Source organism: Paraclostridium sp. MRS3W1 (genome assembly GCF_032465715.1).
Lineage (GTDB): Bacteria > Bacillota > Clostridia > Peptostreptococcales > Peptostreptococcaceae > Paraclostridium > Paraclostridium dentum.
The window spans coordinates 1-24,076 of record NZ_JAWDJM010000004.1 but is presented as its reverse complement, the minus strand read 5'-3'; the positions used below and the strand labels follow the sequence as shown (position 1 = coordinate 24,076).

General features: G+C 28.8%; 21 protein-coding genes and 1 pseudogene. 6 read left to right on the top strand and 16 right to left on the bottom strand.

What is annotated here, in order from left to right:
- A pseudogene (locus RWY47_RS00190) lies at window positions 1-1,230 on the bottom strand (DNA mismatch repair protein MutS); the annotation flags it as partial.
- Between the two features lie 229 nt (window positions 1,231-1,459).
- On the opposite strand from RWY47_RS00190, the gene RWY47_RS00185 reads away from it, so the two are divergent.
- Window positions 1,460-1,942, top strand: coding sequence for a hypothetical protein (locus tag RWY47_RS00185; RefSeq protein WP_224170191.1), 483 nt, complete (start codon window positions 1,460-1,462; stop codon window positions 1,940-1,942).
- A gap of 118 nt (window positions 1,943-2,060) precedes the next feature.
- Here the strand turns inward: RWY47_RS00185 and RWY47_RS00180 are convergent, their stop codons facing one another.
- From RWY47_RS00180 to rbr, 3 genes are all read right to left on the bottom strand, one after another.
- The gene (locus RWY47_RS00180; protein ID WP_316030201.1) at window positions 2,061-3,698 is read right to left on the bottom strand and encodes an ABC transporter substrate-binding protein; all 1,638 of its coding nucleotides are present in this window, start codon (window positions 3,696-3,698) and stop codon (window positions 2,061-2,063) included.
- A gap of 153 nt (window positions 3,699-3,851) precedes the next feature.
- The gene (locus RWY47_RS00175) at window positions 3,852-5,009 is read right to left on the bottom strand and encodes an amidohydrolase (protein WP_206622179.1); all 1,158 of its coding nucleotides are present in this window, start codon (window positions 5,007-5,009) and stop codon (window positions 3,852-3,854) included.
- A gap of 27 nt (window positions 5,010-5,036) precedes the next feature.
- Window positions 5,037-5,573 carry a rubrerythrin gene (gene rbr / locus RWY47_RS00170; protein WP_021431117.1) on the bottom strand — a complete coding sequence of 179 codons (537 nt, stop codon included), beginning with the start codon at window positions 5,571-5,573 and terminating at the stop codon, window positions 5,037-5,039.
- 137 nt (window positions 5,574-5,710) lie between these two features.
- On the opposite strand from rbr, the gene RWY47_RS00165 reads away from it, so the two are divergent.
- Window positions 5,711-6,316, top strand: coding sequence for a peptidylprolyl isomerase (locus tag RWY47_RS00165; protein WP_224170189.1), 606 nt, complete (start codon window positions 5,711-5,713; stop codon window positions 6,314-6,316).
- Window positions 6,317-6,470: 154 nt separating this feature from the next.
- Here the strand turns inward: RWY47_RS00165 and RWY47_RS00160 are convergent, their stop codons facing one another.
- The gene (locus RWY47_RS00160) at window positions 6,471-7,565 is read right to left on the bottom strand and encodes a hypothetical protein (protein WP_316030200.1); all 1,095 of its coding nucleotides are present in this window, start codon (window positions 7,563-7,565) and stop codon (window positions 6,471-6,473) included.
- 215 nt (window positions 7,566-7,780) lie between these two features.
- Between RWY47_RS00160 and RWY47_RS00155 the strand changes: the two genes are divergently transcribed.
- Window positions 7,781-8,389 (top strand): NUDIX hydrolase, encoded by a 609-nt coding sequence (locus tag RWY47_RS00155; protein WP_170074861.1) that lies wholly within the window; start codon window positions 7,781-7,783, stop codon window positions 8,387-8,389.
- A gap of 44 nt (window positions 8,390-8,433) precedes the next feature.
- Here the strand turns inward: RWY47_RS00155 and gltA are convergent, their stop codons facing one another.
- The 3 genes from gltA to miaB form a co-directional block, all read right to left on the bottom strand.
- Entirely contained in the window at window positions 8,434-9,834 is a 1,401-nt protein-coding gene (gltA, locus tag RWY47_RS00150; protein WP_021431121.1) for an NADPH-dependent glutamate synthase, read from the bottom strand.
- 2 nt (window positions 9,835-9,836) lie between these two features.
- Entirely contained in the window at window positions 9,837-10,727 is an 891-nt protein-coding gene (locus RWY47_RS00145) for a sulfide/dihydroorotate dehydrogenase-like FAD/NAD-binding protein (protein WP_053833022.1), read from the bottom strand.
- Between the two features lie 202 nt (window positions 10,728-10,929).
- Window positions 10,930-12,363, bottom strand: a complete 1,434-nt coding sequence (gene miaB / locus RWY47_RS00140; RefSeq protein ID WP_142730652.1) for a tRNA (N6-isopentenyl adenosine(37)-C2)-methylthiotransferase MiaB — start codon at window positions 12,361-12,363, stop codon at window positions 10,930-10,932.
- A gap of 192 nt (window positions 12,364-12,555) precedes the next feature.
- On the opposite strand from miaB, the gene RWY47_RS00135 reads away from it, so the two are divergent.
- Window positions 12,556-13,206, top strand: coding sequence for a DUF421 domain-containing protein (locus RWY47_RS00135; protein ID WP_150843019.1), 651 nt, complete (start codon window positions 12,556-12,558; stop codon window positions 13,204-13,206).
- 18 nt (window positions 13,207-13,224) lie between these two features.
- Window positions 13,225-13,605 carry a DUF4363 family protein gene (locus tag RWY47_RS00130; RefSeq protein WP_021431125.1) on the top strand — a complete coding sequence of 127 codons (381 nt, stop codon included), beginning with the start codon at window positions 13,225-13,227 and terminating at the stop codon, window positions 13,603-13,605.
- Window positions 13,606-13,709: 104 nt separating this feature from the next.
- On the opposite strand, the gene proC is transcribed toward RWY47_RS00130, so the two are convergent.
- The 6 genes from proC to RWY47_RS00100 form a co-directional block, all read right to left on the bottom strand.
- Window positions 13,710-14,516, bottom strand: a complete 807-nt coding sequence (gene proC / locus RWY47_RS00125; RefSeq protein WP_206622183.1) for a pyrroline-5-carboxylate reductase — start codon at window positions 14,514-14,516, stop codon at window positions 13,710-13,712.
- Between the two features lie 115 nt (window positions 14,517-14,631).
- The gene (gene hypD, locus RWY47_RS00120) at window positions 14,632-17,001 is read right to left on the bottom strand and encodes a trans-4-hydroxy-L-proline dehydratase (RefSeq protein WP_168932226.1); all 2,370 of its coding nucleotides are present in this window, start codon (window positions 16,999-17,001) and stop codon (window positions 14,632-14,634) included.
- A 4-nt stretch (window positions 17,002-17,005) separates the two neighbouring features.
- Window positions 17,006-17,917, bottom strand: coding sequence for a trans-4-hydroxy-L-proline dehydratase activase (locus RWY47_RS00115; protein WP_021431128.1), 912 nt, complete (start codon window positions 17,915-17,917; stop codon window positions 17,006-17,008).
- Window positions 17,918-17,937: 20 nt separating this feature from the next.
- Window positions 17,938-18,501, bottom strand: coding sequence for a helix-turn-helix domain-containing protein (locus tag RWY47_RS00110; protein WP_021431129.1), 564 nt, complete (start codon window positions 18,499-18,501; stop codon window positions 17,938-17,940).
- A 151-nt stretch (window positions 18,502-18,652) separates the two neighbouring features.
- Entirely contained in the window at window positions 18,653-19,810 is a 1,158-nt protein-coding gene (locus tag RWY47_RS00105; protein ID WP_168932225.1) for an MFS transporter, read from the bottom strand.
- A 188-nt stretch (window positions 19,811-19,998) separates the two neighbouring features.
- Window positions 19,999-21,246 (bottom strand): dicarboxylate/amino acid:cation symporter, encoded by a 1,248-nt coding sequence (locus tag RWY47_RS00100; RefSeq protein ID WP_150843024.1) that lies wholly within the window; start codon window positions 21,244-21,246, stop codon window positions 19,999-20,001.
- Between the two features lie 211 nt (window positions 21,247-21,457).
- Here RWY47_RS00100 and RWY47_RS00095 point away from each other — a divergent pair, with 211 nt between their 5' ends.
- Window positions 21,458-22,342, top strand: coding sequence for an AraC family transcriptional regulator (locus RWY47_RS00095; RefSeq protein WP_025162480.1), 885 nt, complete (start codon window positions 21,458-21,460; stop codon window positions 22,340-22,342).
- A gap of 37 nt (window positions 22,343-22,379) precedes the next feature.
- Here the strand turns inward: RWY47_RS00095 and RWY47_RS00090 are convergent, their stop codons facing one another.
- Together RWY47_RS00090 and RWY47_RS00085 are read right to left on the bottom strand one after the other, a co-directional pair.
- Complete coding sequence (locus tag RWY47_RS00090) at window positions 22,380-23,345, bottom strand: ornithine cyclodeaminase family protein (RefSeq protein ID WP_224170187.1); 966 nt, start codon at window positions 23,343-23,345, stop codon at window positions 22,380-22,382.
- A 105-nt stretch (window positions 23,346-23,450) separates the two neighbouring features.
- Window positions 23,451-24,076, bottom strand: a 626-nt coding sequence (locus tag RWY47_RS00085) for an SH3 domain-containing protein (RefSeq protein ID WP_316030199.1), incomplete at its 5' end; no start/stop codon positions are given.

Below are 24,076 nucleotides of genomic sequence, written 5' to 3'. Positions count from 1 at the left end.
ATCTATTAAATCATATATATCATTTAGATCATCCATATCTGAAATGTACCTTTTAAGAATGCTTGCATTTGATAAATTTATAATTTTTTTAAGTTCTGGTAATTTTTCTATAGAATTTTTTAAATGTATCATTTCTTTAGGTGTAACTTTTTCAAATGCAATTTTCCCACAAATTCTTTCTATATCATATACATTTTTCAGAGTTTCAATTAGGTCTTCCCTTAACATAAAGTCATCTTTTAACTCTTCAATAACATTAAGTCTTTTTTCAATTCGTAGTTTATTTACCAGCGGTTCTTCTACATATTTTCTAAGCATTCTTCCACCCATGGCAGTAGATGTTTTATCTAAAACATGAAGAAGTGATCCCTTCTTTGCATTTCCTCTTATAGTAGATGTTAATTCTAAGTTACTTCTTGTAAACATATCTAAAACCATATACTCTTGTGAGTTATATATATTTATATTATTTATATTAGAAGTTATTTGTTTTTGGGTATTATAAATATAATTTAATATAATGCATAAACTAGATGATATAAGCCCCAACTCATCTAATTTTAAGTTTTTTAAATACTCAGTTGAAAAATATTTACTTAATATGTTTTCATCTAAATAACTTTCATCAAAATTTTCATTTATATATATATTACTTAAAGTAGCTATATTTCTTATTTTTTCAACGGTATTTAAATCATTTGCTATTATCTCAGTAGGATGAATTTTAGCTATTTCTTCTACTAATTTTTCTTCACTTAAATATGTTGCATTAACTTCTCCTGTACTTATATCTGTATATGAAATACCTATTTTATCACCATCAGTGTACATGGCCAATAGATAATTATTTTTCTTATTCTCTAATAAAGCTCCCTCAAGTACTGTACCTGGAGTTATTACTCTTACTACATCTCTCTTTACTATTCCTTTTGAAGCATTTACATCTTCAACTTGTTCACATATTGCTACTTTATATCCGTTTTCAACTAATTTTGATATATAGTTTTGTGAAGAATGAAATGGTATCCCACACATAGGTGCTCTTTCATCCATACCACATTCTCTTCCTGTAAGTGCTATTTCTAAAGTTTTCGAAGCTACTATCGCATCTTCAAAAAACATTTCATAAAAATCTCCAAGCCTAAAAAACATTATGCAATCATTATATCTATTTTTAACTTCAAAGTACTGTCTCATCATAGGAGTTAATTTACTTCTATCTATATTCATACTCTTTGCCTCCTTTACATTCTACATATTATATCATATTTGGGTGTTTATACTTATATCTATATTCATATCTTTTCAATTTTTAAATTAGCTATATAATATATCACCATTTATAAATATTTGTCATATAATCTATTATAGTAAATTTTAATATATGTATTAAATAAATTTCAACTTTATTTTACCTTTTAATTTACTATATAAAATAATTATAAGAGAGGTAATATTTATGGGTTTATGGTGTAAATCAAATAAAAAATGCGGATTTAAAAAACCTAATAAATGTAAAAAATATTACTATAATTGCAATAACTCTTCATGCGGTAACAACAATAATTCAAATATCACTCCTTGCAGTGGTAAAAAAACTGTAAGTTCTACAAACCATTATAAAAGTTATACATGCTTAGATGGAAAAGATTATTTTGTTGTAAATGAAAACTTCTATGATAATTACTATGAAAAATGTAACCACTACTATATAACTGATTGCAATCATATAACTGATCATTACTATGAATATAATGTATATCATTATGATACAAAGGATACTCACGATGAAAAGTATGTTTGCAAAGATGTAGATAAGATAGATCCAGATAATAATTGTGTAGAAAAAAATAATGGTTGTTCAGAAAAAGAAAATTGTGATTGTCACTGTGGATGTAACTGCGATTATTGTAAAAAGCATAGAGAAAACAGCAGTTGCTAGTTAAATAAAAATACTATTTCCCCTAGTATTTTTGTTTCTAGGGGAGATAATTTTTACCTCTTATATATTATTTTTATAAAACAAACAAACCTATTCAAATGAATAGGTTTGTTTGCTTTTATTCTTTATTTCCATTTATAAGCATAAAAAATGTTGTTGCATTTTTACTAGTACTAAACTCATCCGTATCTTTATATTTATCAATAAATTCATTTGTTATTCCTACGAAGTCAATATCTCCATTTTCATATAAATTTATATCAGCTGATCCTTCTTTTACAATTTTCGTGTTTACAGACTCTAATTTAACACTATTTTCATCCCAGTAATTTTTATTTTTAGCCATTATATAAACATCATCTAATTTCCACTTAGTTAAAGTAAATGGTCCATTATATAATGTAGATTCTTTAGTTGTTCCATATTTATCCCCTTGATCTTCTACAAACTTTTCATTTTGTGGGAAAAATACTGGAAATGCCATCAACCTGTCAAAATAACTAACTGGTCTATTAAGTTTTATTTCTAATGTATAATCATCTAATGCTTTAACACCTACGCCTTTAGCTTCTTTAGTTTTTCCTATATTGTAATCTTGAGCTCCAATAATATCATACATTATAAATCCATATTGAGACGCAGTTTCTGGATTTAAGGTTCTTTTAAAAGCATATTCAAAGTCATTAGCAGTTACTTTATCTCCATTGCTCCACTTAGAGTCTTCTCTTAAATTAAAAGTCCAAGTTTTCTTATCTTCTGATGCTTCCCAACTCTTAGCAATACCTTCAACTACCTTACCATCATTGTCTACTCTTACAAGTCCTTCCATAACATTATTTGCAGCACTAAATGATAATGAATCTGTAGATCTACTCATATCTAAAGAAGGTATATCTGAAGTACTTGTTAAATTTAATTCATTTCTTCCTTCTGCATTTGCCCACTTATAAGCGTATTTTGCTCCGTATGGAATTATAGTTATTCCATCTACATAAGGTTTTTGTATATAAGCACTACTACTTTGGAAAAGAGGCATTATAAATGCATCACTCAATAAAAGTTCTTCTGCTTTAGCATATTTTTTCCAACTATCATTAATATTTGATGAAGTTTTTCCTTCTTCTATCAAAGAATTATAGTCTTTACTATCATATCCACTATTTACTCCAAATTTTCCAGTAGTAGTAAACGTCTCTAAGAATGTTAATGGATCTGGATAGTCAGCAACCCAAGAGCTATAAACTAAATCATAATCTCCTTGTGCTTCTAATTGTTGCTTTTGCTTAAATGGCACTTGCTTTATCTCTACTGTCATTCCATCTAGATTTTTTTGTAATTGACTTTGAAAAAATTCTCCTACTCTCTTACTACTTTCAACGTCTGATGTTAAAACTTCTATTGTAACTTTATCAAAATTCAATTCCTTCTTTGCTTTTTCCCAATGTTCTTTTGCTTCTTTCAAATCATACCCACTGCCCATATTACCAGCGATTTCTCTATAATCTTTACCTTCATCATTTATAGCTAACCCCTCTGGTGTATAATAATTTACTGGGTTTGATCCATTATTCAAAATCACACTAGTTATTTCACTTTTATCAACCGCCATAGATATTGCAAGTCTTGCATCTTTATTTTTCAATAATTCACTAGAATTTATAATTTTATTCTCATCTTGACTACTACATCCTACTAAGATCGATGACGTCATTAATGTAATAAGTGTCATTGTCGATACATATTTTTTTAATATCATTAATATCCCCCTCCACTTTAATATATTTTATTAACAAATAAGCTATTAGTTACACAATTTTAATCCCCATTTTCTTTCAATATAATCCATCTTTAAATTCAAATAAAAAAGAAAGTGAATAAATTTTATCTTTCACTTTCTTTTTTATTTAAATTAACTTTTAGAATAAACTATATTTCCATCTATTATTGTGTATAAAGTTTCTGTAAACACTTCCATAGGGTTCCCTGTAAATATAGCTATGTCTGCATCTTTTCCAGCTTCAATACTTCCTAATCGGTCATCAACTCCACAAATTTTAGCCGCATTTATAGTTATAGCTTTAAGCGCTTCATCTATTCCTAATCCTTTCTTAGCTGCAAATCCTGCACATATTGGCAAGTACTGAATAGGTATCACTGGATGGTCTGTTGTTATTGCAACTTGAACTCCATTTTTGTTTAATTTTCCAGCTGTTTCAAATGTTCTATTTTTAAGTTCTACTTTACTTCTATTAGTTAAGCTAGGCCCAACAATCGCACTAAAACCGGAATTTTTTATGTATTGTGCAATAAGATGTCCTTCTGTACAATGATCTAATGTCATATCTAAATCAAACTCTTTTGCAATCCTAATGGCTGTAAGTATATCATCTGCTCTGTGAGCATGCGCTTTTAATGGTATTTTCTTGTTTAAAACATCCATGAAACATTCTTGTTTTAAATCAATATCAAAATGTTCACCTTTTTGTTTAGCTATTTCTTTCTTGTTTTTATAATTCAAAGCATTAGTTAAAGCTTCTCTTAAAATTGCAGCCGTAGACATTCTCGTGGATGGAGATATACTTTTCGATGAATACACTCTTTTAGGGTTTTCCCCAAATGCAACTTTCATAGCTGCGTCCTCTTTTACAATCATATCGTCTATAGATGTTCCACTCGTTTTTATAAAAGTAAATTTACCTCCACATACATTAGCACTTCCTTGGCCTGTCATAACAGAGGTTATTCCTCCTTCTATAGCATCCTTAAATGCATCATCTAAAGGATTTATTGCATCTATTGCTCTTAAGTGCGCTGTAATCGGTGTTGTTGCTTCATTTATATCGTCACCTTCAAATCTTATACCTTCTTCACTTAATCCTATGTGGCAATGAGCTTCTATAATCCCTGGCATCACCCATCCACCTTGGGCATCTATAACTTCCATAATATCTAATTCACTTATATATTTATCAACATTTATTATTTTCCCATCATCTATAAGTACACATCCATTTTCATAGTTTTCTCCGGTCATAGTTATAATTTTTCCATTTTTTATTAAAATCATTGAATCCTCCAAATTATAGTTTTAGTTTTATATGCAATCACATTTAATTTCGAAAAAAGATTTTGGATGTGAACATACAGGGCATATTTCTAATGCTTTTTTCCCATTATGAATATGTCCACAATTCATACATCTCCATGTAACCTCTTCTTCCTTCTTAAATACACTCTTATCATCTAAGTTTTTTATAAGATCTAAATATCTTTCCTCATGCTGTTTTTCAATTTTACCAACAGACTTAAAAAGATACGCTATATCATCAAATCCTTCTTCTTGAGCTTCTTTTGCAAATTTATAATACATATCTGTCCATTCATAATTTTCTCCTTCAGCTGAGTCAATTAAATTATTTTTCGTAGAGTGTATTCCATTATTAATTAATTTAAACCATATTTTTGCATGTGCCATCTCATTATTCGCAGTTTCCTCAAAGTATTGAGCTATCTTATTATATCCTTCTTTTTTTGCTTGATTTGCATAGTAATTATATTTAGCTGTAGCCTGAGACTCTCCAGCAAATGCTACCATTAGGTTTTTTACAGTTTTGCTATCTTTTAAATCCATAATTCTCCTCCTTAATATTAAGTAGTGCTTATTATCTTTAATATTAAGATTACAATGATATTATTACTAAAAAAGAAAACCTTTTTCTTCCTGTATGATATAATTTATATAATATTAATTTTAAGGTGGTAATTTATATGAAAAATCCAATTGTTACTATGAAAATAAAAGATGGAAAATCTATAAAAATAGAACTTTTTCCAAATGAAGCTCCTGAATCTGTAAAAAACTTTATAAGTCTTATACATAAGGGGTTTTATAAAAATACAGCATTTTGGAGAGTAGAAAATGATAAGTTAATTCAAGGTGGTTGCCCAGAAAATAATGGTACAGGAGTTTTAGGATATAGTATAAAAAGTGAATGTTTATCTAACGGAGTAGATAATAACTTAAAATTCACTAGAGGAACTCTTGGTTATGGTAGATTTGAGCATAATACAGAAAGTTGCCATTTTTTTATAGTTACTCAAGACACGCCTCAACTTGATGAAAATTTTGCTACCTTTGGACGAGTTGTAGATGGAATGGATGAGGTTGATAGAATAAGTAAAGTTGAAACTGAGCTAGAGGTTTTCTTACATAGAGCTGTTGAAAAAATATATATTGAAAATATGACTGTAGAAACATTTGGTGTTAAATACGATGACCCAACTAAACTTTTAGGCTTATCTAAAGAAGAAACTTTATCAAAATGGAATGCTACTATGGAAGAGCGTAAAAAAACAGGCTATAAAGTTGTATAAAAATTCGCTTTGCTCATGTCGCCAACGACTTTGTCCGTTGCTCAAAAAAATTTTTACGCTCAAGGCAGAATATTTTTATCTAACTTAATGTTTTATAATCAATTAGTTGATAAGTATAGTTTATTTAAGCGCAAAAATAAGTAGCATTAGCTACTTATTTTTTATTTAATGCTATATCTTTATTTTTATAAGCTTTGTAACAGTTTAAAAACTCTCTAGTGTTAAATATGTACTTACCACTTATCTGTGTATAGTAAGCTCCTGTAGAATCATATATATCTTTTATTTTTTGCGTTAAATTTTTGTTGTAGTATCTTAGTTCTTTAAACTCTTTTTTTAACCTGTCCGCTGTTAGCCATAATTTATTGCAATTTATATCTGCAAGTCTTATGTTTTCAAATGACATATTATTTTTTTGACCATCTACATATAATTCAGCTAATATTTCCTGCAAGTTCTCATTTGTCAAATCATGATTAAGTTTTATGTATGTTATTGCACCCATTCCATCTCTGCCTTTTTCATTTAATTTTTCTTGGTTTATAAGTGCATTTAATGGTTGTCTTTTTATATATACATAATTTAAATCATCTAGTATATACTCTCCTCTTATATATTTAGCTGGTTTGTATATAACTAAAATAGGGTTATATTCTCCGCCTATTTCTTCGTCATTTAAATCTGTGATTTCATTTAAATCTAACGTATTATATTCTTTAGATATAGATCCATACCTTGACCTTTTTATAAGACTGTACATTCTAGAGTTTTTAACTTTGTATAATATATTATCTACATATGATTTGTCTAAAACTTCATTTTTATTTTGAGAATTGTTTATATAATCTAATTTTGCAGCTTCTTTTAATTCATAAATATCCTCTATACTTATATCAAAATACGCTGCCAATGATTTAAATTTTTCTTCTAAACTGTTTATATCTATATCAATATATTTTTGAAAATCTTCTATCTTTTCTTCTGATTTTATATTTAATAATAAAGTTCCTATTGAATGAATACTCACGTAACTTTCTTTTTCAAATAATAATTTAATAATATTATCTTTAAGTTTTTCTATATTTTGTGATATCCTTATAAAATCATTTATATCACAAATATCCATTTCGTCATTATGTATAATATCTTTAGGTATCTCTATATAGTTATTTTCATCTTTTAAACATAATTTCAAATCTTTTTCTACTATTATTTTTTCTATTAATTTTGCGTTACTACCTTCTGTCATCTTATTTCTCCTTACTATATATTGTCCTAAGTATTATTATACATAAAATTCTTAGTTAGTCATATTATTTTAATTATTGTTCATTTTCAATTATATATTTATTCCAAATATATTTTTTGTAAAAATTTATATTTTTTTAATATATTTTATGTGTATTATTTATCTTAGACTAGTATAATATTAATATATCTAAACTGAGAGTTGAGGTTTTTGCAATGAATAGTAATTTAAAAGAATTATTAAAAGATTATAAACCATATATAAATGGTCATCAAAATATGAAAAAAGCTTCTGTTTTAATTCCTATAGTAAAAAAAAATAATGAAGACTTTATACTCTTTGAAGTTAGGTCAAAGACATTAAGGTCTCAACCAAATGAAATATCTTTTCCCGGAGGCATGATCGAAAAAAATGAAACTCCAATTACTGCTTGCATAAGAGAAACTTGCGAAGAACTAGGTACCATTGATAGCAATGTAGAAATAGCAAGCGAACTTGATTTATTTTTAAGTCCTGCAGATATAATAATACATACTTTTGTTGGCTTCATACACGACTTAGAAAGTCTAAATCCAAACATAGATGAAGTAGACCATATTTTTTTAGTTCCTTTATCTCATTTATTAGAAAATGAGCCTTTACGATATAAAAATGAAGTTAGAGTAGTTCCTAATAAAAATTTTCCCTATGACTTAATACCTAACAAAGAAAATTATAAGTTCAAATCAGGAAATTATGACTCTTTATTCTATAAATATAATGATTATGTTATTTGGGGCATAACAGGTAAAATACTTGAAAACTTTCTTAATTTAATTAAATAAATTTTAACTAAAAAGGACTCCATATAATATGGAGTCCTTTATTGTTATAAAGTACAAGCGTTTACTTCTTTATTTTTCAAATATTCATTTATAGCTTTTGCTGCTTTTCTACCAGCTCCCATAGCAGATATAACTGTTGCAGCTCCTGTAACTGCATCTCCTCCAGCAAAAACACCTTCTCTAGAAGTTACTCCGTTATCATCAGCTACTATACATTCCCATTTATTTATATCTAATCCTTTTGTAGTTGATGTTATAAGTGGGTTTGGAGATGTTCCAAGTGCCATTATAACTGTATCTACTTCCATTATAAAATCTGAATTTTCTATAACTTTAGGTCTTCTTCTTCCTGATGCATCAGGTTCTCCTAGCTCCATTTTTACACATACCATACCTTTAACTTCACCTTTTTCATCAACTAATATCTCAGTTGGGTTTGTTAAAGTATCAAATATTACACCTTCTTCTTTAGCATGGTGTACTTCTTCTAATCTAGCAGGAAGTTCTGCTTCACTTCTTCTATAAACTATATGAGTTTTAGATCCTAATCTAGCCGCAGTTCTCGCAGCATCCATAGCAACATTTCCTCCACCTATAACAGCAACACTTTTACCACTTCTTACAGGTGTCATATAGTCTTCTTTGTATGCCTTCATTAAGTTAACTCTTGTTAAGAATTCATTTGCAGAACAAACACCATTTGCATTTTCACCTGGTATTCCCATGAACTTAGGAAGTCCTGCTCCTGATCCTACAAATACAGCTTCAAATCCTTCTTCATTTAGTAACTCATCTATTGTTATAGTTCTACCTATTATAACATTAGTTTCTATTTTAACGCCTAAACTTTTAATATTTTCTATCTCAGGTTTAACAACACCATCTTTAGGTAATCTAAATTCTGGTATTCCGTAAGTTAAAACTCCTCCTGGTTCATGCATAGCTTCAAATATAGTTACATCATATCCCATTTTAGCTAAATCACCAGCACAAGCAAGTCCTGCAGGTCCACTACCTATAACAGCTACCTTTCTATTGTTAGGCTCTTCTGTTTTTGCTAAATCAAAATTTTGTTCTCTAGAGTAATCAGCAACAAATTTTTCTAATTTACCTATTGAAACAGCATCTGATTTTATTCCTAACACACATAATCCTTCACATTGATTTTCTTGAGGGCAAACTCTTCCACAAACTGCTGGAAGTGAGCTATCTTTTGCTATAACCTTAGCAGCTCCTTCAATATCCCCTTCTTTTAATTTTCCAATAAATCCTGGTATATTTACTTCAACAGGACATCCTGATACACACTTTGGTTTTTTACATTCTAAGCATCTACTTGCCTCTTTCATTGCTTCTTCTTTATTATATCCTAAACAAACTTCTTCAAAGTTTGTAACTCTAACTTCAGCTTCTTGTTGTCTAACAGGTATTTTAACTTTACTCATGATTAATTACCTCCACATCCGCATCCGCCATGATGATGCGTATCCCCTTCTTCTATTTTTAACGTAGCTCTACCTTCTTCTGTTTTGTACATAGCTTGTCTTCTCATAGACTCATCAAAGTTAACTAAATGTCCATCAAATTCAGGTCCATCTACACATGCAAATTTAATTTCTCCGCCAACATTAACTCTACATGCTCCACACATACCTGTTCCATCTACCATTATAGGATTTAAACTTACAGTTGTAGGTATATTTAACTCTTTAGTTAGCATACACATAAACTTCATCATTATCATAGGCCCTATAACTACTGCTTGATCATATTTTTTACCTTGATTTTCAACTAAGTCTTTTAAACAGTCAGTAACTCTACCGTTAAATCCATATGTACCATCATCTGTACATACATAAAGGTTTCCGGCAACTTTTTTCATCTCATCTTCAAATATTAAAAGATCTTTTGTTCTAGATCCAACTATAACATCTGCCTCTATACCGTTTTCCTTAAGCCATTTAACTTGAGGATATACAGGAGCTGCTCCAACTCCACCAGCTACAAATATTATTTTTTTATTTCTTAATTCATTTATATCTTCTTCGACAAACTCACTAGGCATTCCTAGTGGCCCAACAAAGTCAGCTACGTAATCGCCTTCTTCAAAAGTTTCAAGTTGTTTAGTACTAGCTCCAACTGTTTGGAACACTATACTTACAGTACCTTCTTCATTATTATAATCAGCTATTGTAAGAGGTATTCTTTCCCCTTTTTCATCATTTTTTATAATGATAAATTGACCTGGCTTAGAAGCTTTAGCTACTCTTGGAGCTTCTATGTCCATTAAATAAATACTATCTGTTAGCTGTTTCTTTTTTACAATTTTGTTTCCCATATCTCTATCTCCATTCTGCCAAATAGTTTATATTTTAATTTTAAATATTAGCCAACTTGAAGTTCAAGTTTCCCCTTATAAGTATAATTTTTTAATCAAACTTATAGGCTATCTATTTAAAATCAATAATTTAATATTATATATTACATTTATATTATACAAAAAAAAACAACCTTTGTGGTTGTTTTTTGAAAATATTTTCCTATTTTTCTATTACTCCGTTCAATGAGAATGTTCTTGAATCTAATATCTTAACATTCACAAGAGTTCCTATTATGTCTTGAACATCAGATTCAAAGTTAACTAACTTATTCTGTCTAGTTCTTCCTGTGAATTTATTTTCATCTGTTTTACTTTTTCCCTCAACTAAAACTTCAACTACTTTTCCTTCATATGATTTGTTTATTTCTGCACATATATTATTTACTTCTGCTAAAACTTTATTAAATCTTTCATGTTTTATTTCTTCAGGAATTTGATTTTCCATTTTAGCCGCAGGAGTTCCTTGTCTCTTAGAGTATATAAATGTAAATGCTGCATCGTATCTAACTTTTCTTACGACGTCTATAGTGTCCTCTACATCTTCTTCTGTTTCGCCAGGGAATCCTATCATTAGGTCTGTAGAAAATGCTATATCTGGAACTTCCTTTTTAGCTTTTTCTATTATCTCTAAATAATACTCCTTAGTGTAGTGTCTATTCATTATCTTAAGTAATCTAGAACTTCCACATTGAACTGGTAAGTGTAAGAATTCACAAACTTTATCACAATCTCTAATAGCATATATAACTTCATCTGATATATCTTTAGGGTGAGATGTCATAAATCTTATTCTTTCTATTCCTTCTATTTCATTTACCATTCTTAAAAGCTCATCAAATCTAATTGGATTTTCTAAAGTCTTTCCATAAGAATCAACATTTTGACCAAGTAAAGTTATTTCTTTTGTTCCATTAGCAACTAATTCTTTTATTTCATTTATTATATCCTCTGGAGTTCTACTTCTTTCTCTACCTCTTGTGTAAGGAACTATACAATAAGTACAGAAATTATTACATCCATACATTATGTTTACAAATGCTTTAAGCTCAAATTTTCTATTGCTTCTAAGCCCTTCTACAACTTCTCCATCTACATCCCAAACATCTATTAAAGTTTTTTCAGTATCCATAGATTTAGCTAATAATTCAGGGAATTTGTATAAGTTATGTGTCCCAAAAACTAAATCAACATGCTTATATTTAGTTTTTATTTCTTCAACAACATGACTTTGTTGCATCATACATCCACACACAGCTATTTTTAAATCTGGATTCTTTCTTTTTAAAAACTTTAACTGCCCTAAGTTTCCATATACTTTTAACTCAGCATTTTCTCTTACTGCACAAGTATTGTATATAACTAAATCACATTCTGCAGCTGTTAAACCTTGAATATATCCCATATTATCTAACATTGCACATAATTTTTCAGAGTCATGTTCATTCATTTGACACCCAAAAGTTTGTATCATATATCTAGGTTTTCTTCCATGTATCGCATAATATCTATTTGTCGTTTCAGCTATAGCTTCTATAAATCTATCTTGCTCTTGAATTTTTTCTATAGGAACGTGTACTTGTTTTCTTTTAGCCACAACTAGCCCTCCTTAAATTACTTCGATGACATTTTGCTGTCTAATTTTTGAATTTAAAATTAATTATACCAAATTTATACTTCATTTTAAAGATGCATTTGACATTTGCTTGTATATATTTTTTATAAATACAAATAATAGTATGTGTCTATTTTAAAATTAGACATAATAAAAAATAAAGGATGGAAGCTTATGATTGTAGTTTTAATTAGAAGTATAGTTCTTTATATGGCGGTATTAATAAGTCTTAGAATTATGGGAAAAGGCGAAATTGCAGAAATGAATTCATTTGATTTGGTAATAACGCTTCTAATTGCAGAGGTTGCTGCTATCCCTATGCAAAACAACGAAATACCTATAATTTATGGAATAGCATCTATTACTGGTTTAGTTTTTATGCAAATTATAATATCTTTTTTAACTCTAAAATTTAAAAGCATTAGATTTTTGTTAAATGGAAATCCTGCAATTTTAATAGATAAAGGAAGACTTAACTATAAAGCTTTAAAAGAAGAAAGAGTATCTATGGATGAACTTTTAGAACAATTAAGAATACAAGGTTATTTCAACTTAAAAGATGTTTATTACGCAATTCTTGAAACTGATGGCAATCTTAGTATAGTACCTACTCCTAGTTACGAAAAAGTTCCTACAGAAAACTTTAAACATCTACCATTGCCCTTAATATTAGATGGTGAAATAATCAAACAAAATCTTAAGAGTATAAATAAAAGTTCAGACTGGCTTTTATCAATCCTAAAAAAACACAATATAAATTCAATATCAGAAACGTTAATTTGTGTATTAGATGAAAAGGATAACTTCTTTATACAGAAGAAATAATTTTTAGGAGGTGGATATATGAAATCTATTGTATTCACTATAGTTTGGACTATTGCTTTAGTTATATTTGGCCTTTTTATATCTGTAAAAGCTGAGGATTTTTCTCTTAAATATACTAATGAGATGGATAAACTAGAAATGTATGTTAAGAGTGAGGACTGGGAAAAATGTGAAGAGTATACTAATAACTTAAAGGATGACTTCAAAGAAGAATCCAAGCAGTTTTTTAAATTTTTAAACCATTGTCATATAGGTGATATTGAACTAGCTTTTAATATATTATCTGATGGTATTTATTTAAAAGACGTCTCAACTTGCTTAGAACAAATAGATGTAATAAAAATTTCTCTTCATAGGTTAATTGAGTCGGAAAAACATAGTCTTGACCATATATTATAAAATAATTAATATAATTTTTTATGAGTTTAAATTAATATCTAAAAAAGGTGAATATATAATTCTCTTGTCCAAGACTTATATATTCACCTTAATATATTTACTATTTACTTACTCATTTCTTTAGATTTTTCTATGCAGTCATCAATTGCTTTTATAACTGAGTTTCTGAATCCTTCAGCTTCTAAAGTTTTAACTGCTTCTATAGTAGTTCCACCTGGAGAACATACCATATCTTTTAATTCACCTGGATGTTTACCTGTTTCAAGTACCATTTTTGCAGAACCCATAACAGCCTGAGATACAAATGTATACGCTTGATTTCTTGGCATTCCTGCAGCAACTACTGCATCAGCCATAGCTTCTATAAACATAAACACATATGCAGGTGCTGATCCACTTGCCCCAATTACTGAATCTATTAAGTATTCATTTACTACTTCCGCCTTACCAAATGAGCTAAACATTTCCTTTACAAGATTTAGTTCTTCATCAGTTATATTTTTATTTTTACAAAGAGCGCTCATACCTTCATTTACTAAAGCGGGAGTATTAGGCATAGTTCTAATAACCTTCTTATCTGAACCTATTACATTTTCTACTGATTCTATTGTTTTACCTGCGGCTATAGTTACAATTATTTTTTCATTGTCTATTAATTCTTTAACTCCTTCTAATACTATATCGTACACATTTGGCTTTACAGCTACAATAACTATATCACTGTTTTTTACTACTTCCTTAGAGTCATTTGTTGTATTTATTCCATATTCATCTTTAGCATTTTCAAGTGCTATTTCATTTAAATCAGATGCAAACACATTGTTAGCCTCTACTAGTTTAGATTTAACAATTCCACCTATCATAGCCTTAGCCATGTTACCTGCCCCTATAAATCCTATTTTTTTGTTCATAAATATCTCTCCTTTTGTGTTATAAATTTATCATTTTGTTTAAATAGTTATAGGGTCTGCTTTAAGAATATAAAAACCTTAAAACATACCCTATTTTAATATTTTTTAAAATATATTAGAAGCTTTGCTCTGTTCTTCCTATTATTTCATCTTGAAGAGCTCTGCTTAAATTATTAAAGTGATCACTATATCCAGCAACTCTAACTATTAAGTCTTTATATTCATCTGGATTTTTTTGTGCTGCTAACAATACATTTTTATCAAATACATTGAATTGTATGTGGTGTCCATCCATATTGAAATAAGCTCTAACTAAGTTAGACATATTTTCTAGGCCTTCTTCTCCTTGGACTACAGTAGGAGCAAATCTTTGATTTAAAAGCGTTCCTCCTGTTTTTAAATGGTCCATTTTAGAACAAGACTTAATAACAGCAGTAGGTCCATTCGTATCTCCACCTTTTTCTGGAGATATACCTTCAGATAATGGCTTTTGACTTAATCTACCATTAGCACTAGCCCCCATAACTTCTCCAAAGTAAACATGGCATGTTGTAGGTAGCATATTTATTCTATACTCAGCTCCCATAGGAGACTTTCTTCCTGTAACTTCATTATAGAATGAATTAAATACATCTTGCATTAAATCATCTGCATAATCATCGTCATTTCCATACTTAGGAGTTTTGTTAACTACCATGTTATATATAGCTTCATATCCATTAAAATTATTTTTTAAAGCTTCTAGTAATTCGCTCATGTTAAACTTTTTCTTATCAAATACATTGTATTTTATAGAAGTTAAACTATCTGTTATAGTTCCTATCCCAACACCTTGTATATATTTTGTGTTATATCTTGCTCCACCTGCATTATAATCTTTTGCAGTTTTTATACAATCATCTACTATAACACTCATAAGTGGGGCTGGCATATGCTTTGAGTATATTCTTTCAATTACATTGTTTCCTTTTACCTTTATTTCTACAAAGTGATTTAATTGGGACTTAAATGCATTAAATAACTCTTCGTAAGATTTAAAGTTATTAGGATCGCCAGTTTCTATCCCAAGCTTTTTATTTGTCATAGGATCTATACCATTATTTAAAGTTATTTCAAGAATTTTAGGTAAATTTAAATAACCTGTAAGTATATATGCTTCTTTTCCATAGCATCCTGTTTCTACACAACCACTAGTTCCGCCACATCTAGCATCTTCTATTGTTTTACCTGCTTCTAGTAACTCTTGAATTATTGCTTCTGTATTGTAAAATGCAGGCTGCCCCCAACCTTTTCTAGAAATTTCACATGCTCTTTTTAAGAACTTGCTTGGAGTTTTTTTACTAATTTGTACATTTGAGCTAGGTTGTAATAATTTCATTTCATCCATTACATCTAGAATAATATAACTTACATCATTAACTCCATCTTTACCATCTTCCGTTATTCCGCCTGTATTTATATTTGCAAAGTCAGTGTATGTTCCACTTTCTTTTAGTGTAACCCCTACTTTTGGAGGCGCTGGTTGATTATTAAATTTAATCCATAAGCATTCTAAAATTTCTTTAGCCATATCTCTATCTAATGTATCATTTTCTACATCATTTTCATAAAAAGGATTTAAATGTTGATCAAATCTACCTGGGCTAAATGCATCCCATATATTAAGTTCTGTAGTAACACCTATATGAACAAACCAATACATCTGAACTGCTTGGTGGAATGTTTCAGGTTTATTTGCAGGTACTACCTCACAATTTTTAGCTATAGTTAATAAATCTTTTTTCTTATCTTCATCAGTTTCTTTCTCTGCTAATTGCTTAGCATATTCAGAATAACGTTTTCCATATATAATTAAAGCATCACAAGCAATAGCCATTCCCTCTAACTGAGCTTTTTTATCATACGCTTCTTTATCGTTAACAAAATCTAGTTTGCTTATTTCTACTTCAATTTCCTTCTTTAAGTCTAAAAATCCCTTTTTATATATTGTTCCCCCACAAACTGTATGCCCTGGAGCTCTTTGTTCCATAAACTCTGTAAAAACTCCATATTCATAACAATCTAACCATTCTTGTTCCATTGAATTAACTATTTTTTGTCTTATTTGTCTATTTTTCCAAAAAGGTATTATTTCATCTTCGTGAATTTTCTTTACATCATCACTCACTTTAAAAGATATAATATCTCGTTTATCCATTATATCTAGATCTTCCATTGTATGGCAGCATAATTCTGGATAAGTAGGTGTACTTTGTGGCGAATCTCCTTTTTCTCCAACTATAAGTTCTCCATCATTTATACAAAGAGTTCTATTTTCCATATAGTGTTTAAATGCTAAAGCTCTAAGTACTGGTATTTCAACACTTCCCTCATATTTTTTATATCCTTCTGTCATAAGCCTAGCTCTTTCAATAGTTATAAAAGGTTGAGTCTCTGTACTTTGCTTTCTAAGTTTCTTAGTTCTTTCAAAACTTCCTCTTTCCATATGATTATCCCCCAATCTTTATTTCAAAATTATTTGCTTTGAAAATTTGTTTTATTTCCTCTAATTTCTCGTCTGAAGGTCGTTTTAAATTTTCTCCTTCATATTGCATATAAAGCTTTTTGTATTTGTGCATACCTATATTGTGGTATGGCAATATATTAACTTTTGCAATGTTTAAAGGCTTTATAAAATCTATTATTTTTTTAATTTCTTCATTGTTATCATCTACATTAACACCTTCTATTAATGGTATTCTTATGTTTATATTTGCTCCTTTTTCACTTAGCATCTTTAAATTATTTAAAATTAATTTATTTGATTTCTTAGTAAAAAATTCATGTTTTTCATCACTTATTAACTTTATATCGTATAAAAATGTATCAACAAATGGCAATATAGCTTCATAGTTATCAAACTTTGAATGTCCACATGTATCTATTGCTACGTTTATACCTTTTTGTTTTAATAAAATTACTAGTTTTTTTATATATTCTATATCCTGAGACATTACTTCTCCTCCAGATAAAGTAACGCCTCCACCTGACTCTTCATAAAACGCCATATCTTTTATTAATTCTTTTACTAAATCTTTTATTTCATAAGTTTTCCCAACTATTTCCCTTGCATTGTTTAAACAAAAATCTATGCAAGTCTCACAATATGTGCACTTTTCTTTTTTCAATTCAATTACATTTAAACCTTTATATATAGCTTCATTAGGGCATTTATCTATACAAGTTCCACACTTTAAACATTTTTCTTCATTATATAAAACTTCTTTTTTGTAATCCTGACTTTCTGGATTATGACACCATATACATTCTAAAGGACATCCTTTAAAAAATACGGTAGTTCTAATTCCATCCCCATCATGCAAACTATATTTTTGTATATTCAATATGAGTGGCTTATTCATTTAATCACCTTCAAATAGTTTTAGTTATTGTTAAAAGGATTTGGAGTTGCAACAACTATCATCCTTACCATTTTATTTGTATAATTAGCCCAATTGTGATTTCTTGAAGAATTGTAGTGTATACTATCTCCAGGATATAATTCATGTTGTTCCCCATCTAAAAATAGTGTTAAAGTTCCTTCTAATACATATACAAATTCTTCTCCCTCGTGAGAATATGACTGTATATCTTCATCTGTATTATTTGGAAGAATATCTAAAAATCTAGGAAGCATAACCTTTTCCTTTAAGTCATTAGATAAATTGTACTGGATACATCCAGATGTACATATATTAAAAACTTCTTTTTCATAACTTCTAATTATTGGTCTTTTCTTAGTTCTTGGCTTTAAAAAGAAATAAGATAACTCAACTTCAAATACATCTGCAATACTCCCCAATGTGTCTGTTGCTATACTAGTTAATCCTCTCTCTAACTGAGATAAAAAACCAATAGATAAGTTAGTTTTTTCACTTAAATCTTTTAATGTCATTTTTCTTTGTGTTCTCAAGCTTTTTATCTTAGCTCCTATATGCTCATTCATATCTAACCCCTCTTTCGAAAACCATTTCCTCAATTTAAATATACTATATTGTTATAAATTTGTCTATCAATTTTTTTACATATAATTAACTTTTTTTAGTTATATGAAATTTTTCATATATAAAATTAAATATAATAAAAGCTATAGGTATTTAACCTATAGCTTTTTCATTTTTACTCTCTTTCTTCACACTACAAACAATAAACCCTAAGCAAGTTATTACTATCGATAGTATATATATAGTTTTTAATCCAAATACATCTATTCCAAATCCAACAGGTAACTTGATTAATGCAGAAGAAACCCCAATCGCCATTGATGTTAATGTTAAAGCTGTAGCTTGAATTTCACTAGAAAATTTATCTTTTATATAGCCAATATATGATACTAGCATTGTTGAAAATGCTAAAGCTGTAAGTGGAGCCGTAAGTATAAATATCATTGGAGAAGTTGCAAATAAGCAAGTTATCCATCTTATTAAAAATGTAAGTATACCTATTTTAAATACTTTTCTATATCCATATTTTAAAACTAGCGAATTAATTTTTGACATAAAAAATATTTCAGGTAAAGCTGTAAATATGACTAGTATACCTATATCACCTTCACTTGCGCCTAGATCAATTAAATATAAACCTTGATAAGCATTAGTTACTTCACTAATACTTATTGTACATATAACAATAGCTAAAAGCCATAAATATGATTTATCTCTTATAAGCTCTTTTAAATCTTCTTTCATTGTTGAGCCTTTTAACTTTTCTTCTTCATCATATTTTTTAGAATCTAAAAACGGAAGTACTATTAAAGAAACCACAAATAAAATTATATATACTAAAAATATAATTCTAGAATTCGATGTTACTTTTATAAGTTGACCTGTTAAAAAACTTATAAGCGCAAAACCTACAGATCCTCCGCTTCTTATAATCCCATAATTTAAATTTTTATGCTTACAATAATCTGTAGTTATATTATCAGCTAAAGGTGATATTGCATACCTAAATGCCTCTGCTAACGTAGCTACTATAAGTAATACAGGGAATAATTTTACACTTGAGTACATCCCCATTATTAAGCAATTTATAGCTACACAAATTCCAAGTATTTTTTTATCTTTTTTAGTTATATCAGTTATAATCCCCCAAAGAGGAACAACCAAAATTCCTATTATTGATGGTATAGATGTTATGATTCCTATTTGCGTAGCAGATAGATTTAATGATCCTTCTAAGTATGGAACTATATACGGTATAAAGGCTCCTAAACCACCATATATAAGTACATAGTATAAATAGTATTTTGTCATGTCTTGCTCCCTTCAATCTGTTAAATACACTCCATTATATCATATTTTTGTAGTAAAATGATGAAAAATTCGCTTTGCTTGAGCGACTACGTCTGCGAACTGCTTCATGTCGCTCAAATAATAAATAAAATTGCTTAAGCGTAAAAAAGACCTAGATATAGATGAAAATCTATATCCAGATCTTTTCTCTAGTTAGACTTAGAAGTCAGCCAGTTTTTACCTTCAACTAATCTAGCAACCATCATAGCACAAACAGTATTTCCTGCTGAGTTTAATAGTGTTGCCGGTGCATCTATAACTGTTCCTAAAACAGTAATTATAGGTAGCATTTCTGGTGAAAATCCAAATACACTTAGTATTAACATTTCTCCAATTACTCCACCACCTGGGATAGCACCTACAACGGCACCTACTAAAAATGAAACTACTAATATACTTAATAGTGTAGATGGGTTAGTTATATCCATTCCGAAAATTCCCATTAAAAATGTTATTTTTAATACTCCTCCAATTACAGATCCATCTTTATGGATATTAGCACCTAGTGGTACAACTGTTTCTGCTATATCATCTGGTACTCCCATATTTTTAGCAGAAACTAAATTAACTGGTATACATGCTGCACTTGAGCAAGTTGCCACTGCTGTAACTGTTGGACCAACTGCATTTTTCCAGAAAATACTTATACCTTCTTTTCCTCCAGCTAAATAAGCATATATTGTATAGAATCCAAAGTAATATATAACAGTTATTCCTAAGTATAATAAAAATGCAGTTACATATCCCGAAAGTATTTGAGTCCCTAATTCACCTATAACAGATGCAAAGTAACATCCAAGCCCTATAGGTGCATAATACATTATTATTTTTATAATGTTTCCAATAACTTCTGATCCTTCTTCCACAAACTTTGCTATACCTTTTGCCTTTTCTCCAGCCATTGCAGTTGCAAGCCCAAATAGTACTGCAAATACTATAAGTTGTAACATATTTGACTTTGAAAACAACATGTTAAAATCATTAACTGTTACAGTTTTTACAATTTGATCTAAAAAACTAACTTTTTCAGCTTCTACGATTTCTCCACTTCCTATTATAGAAGTAAACATGCTAGAATCTAATCCTTTAGTTGGGTTTAAAATTATAGCTCCTAAAATACCTATTAATGCTGCTATGAATGCTGTTGATAAAAATACTATAACAATATTACCCATTATTTTACCTAATCTTTTCATAGTGTTCATATTTGCTATTGCTGATGAAACACTGAAAAATACAAGAGGCACTAGTGACATAAATAATAAATTTAAAAATAAGTCCCCAAAAGGCTTTAGCATGGTAGCTTTAGGTCCTAAAACTGCACCTACAATTCCTCCGATTAATATTGCGCCTAGTAATATTAATGATGATTTATAATTTTTTAAAAAGTTTTTCATTTGTCTTCTCCTTTTAATACTATCGCTTTAATGCACAATGAATTTTATTATATTATTATTTTTTTACCATGTACATTGCGTAAAATGCCCTATGCATTGTAAAAAGTGCTATACTATATATAGAGGATTACAATTTATCTTATTTACGGTATATTAAATTGTAAATATTTTTAAAGTTATTACTATTATTTGAATATGAGAGGTTGTTTTTATGGATATAAATAAAGAAAATATAGATAAGGTTGGATATCTTGATGATAATTTTAAAATATTTCATATAAAGGATATGAGGGATATAAAGTTTGACTACCATCATCATGACTTTAATAAAATTACAATTTTAATTTCGGGTGATGTAGATTATTTAGTGGAAGGAAAATCCTATAAATTAAAACCTTGGGATATTTTATTTATAAATAATACTGAAATACATAAACCTATTATAAATCCTAATAAATATTATGAACGTATAGTTATATGGATAAATCCAGAATATATAGAAAAACATAATATATACGGAGATGATTTGTTCACTTGTTTTAATATATCAAGTAAAAATAAATCTAATTTGTTAAGACTTAATCCAAATGACTTAGAAAATTTGAAAAACATTTTATTTAAAATTAAAGCTGCTGAGTCTTCTGATGAATTTGGACATATTATACTTAAAAACTCTTTATTTATACAATTCTTAGTTTTAATTAATAGACTATTTTTAAAAAGCGATGATACTTCAGAAGATGTTGAGTATGATGAAACAATTCAACAAATTTTTAGCTATATAAATGATAATTTAAATAAAGATTTATCTATAGACACTATAGCTAATAAATTTTTCATGAGCAAGTATTATCTAATGCGTAAATTCAAGTCTCAAACCGGAAGCTCTCTACATAGCTATATAGTTCAAAAAAGACTTATTTATGCTAAGTCATTAATAAAAAAAGGATATCTTATGAGTGATGCTTGTATAGAATGTGGATTTAAAGATTATTCAAGTTTTGTTAGAGCTTTTAAAAAAGCCTATGGAGTTTCACCTAAGCATTATTTAGATAGGATAAGTGAATTCGAAAAAAATCCATTTGATATAGAATAAAAAACATGTCTAAAGTTTAAACTTTAGACATATTTTTTTATAATTCAATATTTTGGCCTATTTTTTTCTCTAAAGATTTTTTATAAATTTTATCAGCTACTACCATATCAAACAGCCCCATTCCAACCGACTTGTATAAAGTAGTTTTTTCTTTTAAGTCCACGTTATTATTTTCTTTTAAAAATTCTCCCATGTTCTTAATATCATCTGATTTTATCAATCCTTTTTGTATAGGTACATATAAATCTCCACTTTCTTCCTTCGCAAAATCAGTGTCTACTACTACAAGATCTACAATTTCAAGTAATGTATCTGGTAACTCTCTCATGTCAGGTTTATAAGACCCTATTGCTATTATATGTTTTCCTCTCAATAATTCTTTATCTTCTTCTATAACTGGTTGATATGAAGTTGTTGCTGTTACTATAACTTCACTTTTTTGAACTAATTCTCTAGAAGTTTCTACTATATGTATATTAATATTTTTTAATTCTTTTTCTAGCTCATTTTTTAAATTAACTGCTTTTTCTTTTGTTCGATTATATAGGTAAACATTCTCTATATCTCTTGCCTTACATGCATATATAATTTGATAAAACCCCTGAACTCCTGTCCCTATCAATCCTATGTTTTTCACATCTGCTCTTGTTGTATGTCTAACTCCAACACCACCTACTGCTCCAGTTCTAATCGCTGTAAGTGTTTTCCCATCCATCATGCAAACAACTTCCCCTGTATCTATATCATTCACTAACATAATTCCATCAATTACAGGTTTGTTTATTTTTGCATTATTAGGTGCAACTGTAAGTATTTTCGTACCAAATGATTCTTTCGTAAAACAAGGCATATATAAAGAAGTTAAATCATTATTCTCAACTTGTAATCTATCTGGCATATTATACTCATTGTTTGCATACATTCTATATGCATCTTCTATAGCATCCATACACTCATCTAATGTTATAGACTTTATTATATCTTCACTATTTAAGTAAATCATAAAAAATCTCCTTCCTAATTTTTGTTTATATAATTATATCATTTTAACAAAAAAGAGTATATAAAACTATTTTTTGTTAGATTTTATATACTCTTTTTTTAATTATTATCCTATTTTTATATAATCTCCTGATACGTATCCGTATCCTCCATTATATTTTATCTTATGCCATCCATTTTTACTTTCTACTATCTCTACTTTTGCTCCATTTGATAATGCTCCTATCTTTGAATAACCTGATCCGTAACCACTTCTTACATTTAATGAAGTTGCTGTTACTACTCCTGTTTTTGTTGTAGATGGTGGGTTTGTTGTACTCCCTCCTATTTTTATATAATCTCCTGATACGTATCCGTATCCTCCATTATATTTTATCTTATGCCATCCATTTTTACTTTCTACTATCTCTACTTTTGCTCCATTTGATAGTGTTCCTATTTTTGAATAACTTGACCCATATCCACTTCTTACATTTAATGAAGTTGCTGTTACTACTCCTGTATTTTTAACTGTTTCTCCTGGATTTGTTGGTGGTGGAGTTGTACTTCCATCAACTTTTATATAATCTCCTGATACGTATCCGTATCCTCCATTATATTTTATCTTATGCCATCCATTTTTACTTTCTACTATCTCTACTTTTGCTCCATTTGATAATGTTCCTATTTTTGAATAGCTTGACCCATATCCACTTCTTACATTTAATGAAGTTGCTGTTACTACTCCTGTAT

Bases quoted from the DNA above. Each gene is read 5' to 3' on its own strand.
- RWY47_RS00110 (WP_021431129.1), bottom strand. From the start codon at position 18,501: ATGAATGAGCATATAGGAGCTAAGATAAAAAGCTTGAGAACACAAAGA.
- gltA (WP_021431121.1), bottom strand. From the start codon at position 9,834: ATGAGTAAAGTTAAAATACCTGTTAGACAACAAGAAGCTGAAGTTAGA.
- RWY47_RS00130 (WP_021431125.1), top strand. From the start codon at position 13,225: ATGAAATCTATTGTATTCACTATAGTTTGGACTATTGCTTTAGTTATA.
- RWY47_RS00135 (WP_150843019.1), top strand. From the start codon at position 12,556: ATGATTGTAGTTTTAATTAGAAGTATAGTTCTTTATATGGCGGTATTA.
- proC (WP_206622183.1), bottom strand. From the start codon at position 14,516: ATGAACAAAAAAATAGGATTTATAGGGGCAGGTAACATGGCTAAGGCT.
- RWY47_RS00165 (WP_224170189.1), top strand. From the start codon at position 5,711: ATGAAAAATCCAATTGTTACTATGAAAATAAAAGATGGAAAATCTATA.
- RWY47_RS00095 (WP_025162480.1), top strand. From the start codon at position 21,458: ATGGATATAAATAAAGAAAATATAGATAAGGTTGGATATCTTGATGAT.
- RWY47_RS00105 (WP_168932225.1), bottom strand. From the start codon at position 19,810: ATGACAAAATACTATTTATACTATGTACTTATATATGGTGGTTTAGGA.
- hypD (WP_168932226.1), bottom strand. From the start codon at position 17,001: ATGGAAAGAGGAAGTTTTGAAAGAACTAAGAAACTTAGAAAGCAAAGT.
- RWY47_RS00185 (WP_224170191.1), top strand. From the start codon at position 1,460: ATGGGTTTATGGTGTAAATCAAATAAAAAATGCGGATTTAAAAAACCT.
- RWY47_RS00115 (WP_021431128.1), bottom strand. From the start codon at position 17,917: ATGAATAAGCCACTCATATTGAATATACAAAAATATAGTTTGCATGAT.
- RWY47_RS00145 (WP_053833022.1), bottom strand. From the start codon at position 10,727: ATGGGAAACAAAATTGTAAAAAAGAAACAGCTAACAGATAGTATTTAT.
- RWY47_RS00180 (WP_316030201.1), bottom strand. From the start codon at position 3,698: ATGATATTAAAAAAATATGTATCGACAATGACACTTATTACATTAATG.
- RWY47_RS00090 (WP_224170187.1), bottom strand. From the start codon at position 23,345: ATGATTTACTTAAATAGTGAAGATATAATAAAGTCTATAACATTAGAT.
- rbr (WP_021431117.1), bottom strand. From the start codon at position 5,573: ATGGATTTAAAAGATAGCAAAACTGTAAAAAACCTAATGGTAGCATTT.
- RWY47_RS00155 (WP_170074861.1), top strand. From the start codon at position 7,781: ATGAATAGTAATTTAAAAGAATTATTAAAAGATTATAAACCATATATA.
- RWY47_RS00175 (WP_206622179.1), bottom strand. From the start codon at position 5,009: ATGATTTTAATAAAAAATGGAAAAATTATAACTATGACCGGAGAAAAC.
- RWY47_RS00160 (WP_316030200.1), bottom strand. From the start codon at position 7,565: ATGACAGAAGGTAGTAACGCAAAATTAATAGAAAAAATAATAGTAGAA.
- RWY47_RS00100 (WP_150843024.1), bottom strand. From the start codon at position 21,246: ATGAAAAACTTTTTAAAAAATTATAAATCATCATTAATATTACTAGGC.